The sequence below is a fragment of the Helicobacter cinaedi CCUG 18818 = ATCC BAA-847 genome (assembly GCF_000155475.1).
Taxonomy (GTDB): Bacteria; Campylobacterota; Campylobacteria; order Campylobacterales; family Helicobacteraceae; genus Helicobacter_C; species Helicobacter_C cinaedi.
Map to the genome: position 1 here is coordinate 177,995 of NZ_DS990392.1, position 1,822 is coordinate 179,816.

1 protein-coding gene is annotated in these 1,822 nt (G+C 41.7%); it reads right to left on the minus strand.

Going from position 1 to position 1,822, the window contains the following annotated elements; genetic code table 11:
• Positions 1–197: 197 nt before the first annotated feature.
• The coding region (locus tag HCCG_RS05240; RefSeq protein WP_154645877.1) for a Gfo/Idh/MocA family protein at positions 198–1,822 on the minus strand (1,625 nt) is incomplete at its 5' end.

The window sequence follows — 1,822 nt, forward strand, 5'->3', positions numbered from 1 at the left end:
AGAGAAATGTATGTCCTTGATACATTATGCAGCCCATTTGCTAGAATCTATGATATTTCTAGCATTACCCCATAAAGAGATAGAATCAAAGTAGCATAGGCTAGGGGATTCTAAGGCGGTGCGTGAGCTTTTTGAAATTTGGGATTGTGTCTTGAATCCATTTGGGAATTGAGAAAGATATTTGTAGGGCGATTCATTTATCGCCCCCCCCCCATTATATTTTCATCGCTATTGTGCCTAGCGTTGTCTTTTTGGCTAGAATCGGCGATTCTGCGTTCGCCAACTGCGGCACTTACGCCGAGTAAGCTTCTTGTTGTCTTACTTGAAAACGCCGATTCTATTTCAAAAATACTTCCGCTTGGGATTGTTGTGCTTGTTTGTGTGAAATTATTCTCTCCCGCTTCAGCTCCTAAAGCGTTGCTCTGGGCGGCTACTATATCTCTACCTAAATGCCTACTTTGAGATTCAATATTTTCTAAAAGTGATAAAATCTCATAATCCCGTGTCAGTGAGTTGGGGAAAAGGGTGGGGTTATTTTGCCTTATGGCTTCAAGGAATGTTTTCATCTCTTCAATATATGGCTCTTCGGGGTTTATGTATTGTGCTTCAATAGTGCCCGTATCAAAGTGTATATGCTCCCAATCACTCATATCAGCGTTTATAAAGCTTAGAATATTTGAATCTTGAGTGTATTTGATAATACCCTTGCTCCCTAAGATTCTAAGCTCTCTTGTAGCCTTTGGAGCAGAAATCACTTCAATGCTAAGGTTTAGTAACGCTCCGCTTGTGAATTGCAAAAGGCAGTGATACATATCATCAATAGGGGCGTTCATATCGGTAAGCTTCCCATACATTCCGCCTATGGCACTCACTTTGCCAAAGATAGCACAAAGCCAAGTAAGCTCAAAAGGCACAATCTCTCGTCCCCCTCCCGTATCCGTGCGGCTCACATAGTAATCCCCTATATCCTCCCACGGATGCCAATCAGGTAGATACTGCCCGGTGTGGTAGTTGATGTTTAGAATCTTGCCTATGGTTTGATTTTCCACTAAGCGTTTAATGTGCTTTACCATCGGTGTGTGATACATCGTGCTGCTAGGCAGTATGAGCGTGTTTTGATTCTCCCTTTGAGAGAGGGCTAAGATTCTTTCTTTTTCCACGACAGAGGCTTCTATAAAGCAGTGGATATTATTTTTTGCGGCAATTTCAGCGTATTGCATATGGATATGTGGCGGTGTGGAATTGATAAAAATCTCTATTTTGTGGCTTTGCATAGCAGATTCTAAAGTATCAAATGTGCTTATGCTGTATTTTTGCTCTGCTTCCTTGCGTCTGTCTTCACGCACATCAAAGCCTAAGATTCTATCCTTTAGCCCTAGTGCGATTAAGTTTCGCACGCGTCTTTTTCCCATTGAGCCTAGCCCAATAACTAAGATTTTGTTTTCCATTGTTTTCTCCTTGTGTTGAATTGGATAAAAGTGTTTCATCATCGCCTCTATACAGATAAAGTCGCATAAGTCATCAACCTCGTAGCATTGATGGGGCAAGATGGTGTAAAAGGTGCAGTTTTGCGTGTAGAATGTCTGCTCTTGCAAAAGGGCGGTAGTTTTAGCAATATAGGCTACGCCATAGGGGAAGTAAAGGGTTTCATTATCCTGTCTTCGTGTAGTTTTGGGGAGGCTAGGCATAAAGGTATGGAGGCGATTATTTGTGATTTTCTTTAAAATGGCGGGGTGTTCTTTGACTTCGCCAATACTTGAGATAGAATCTGCTTTTTCTGCGATGAGCTTTTCTATCATTTTGTCTATGTCGCCTTTTTCTC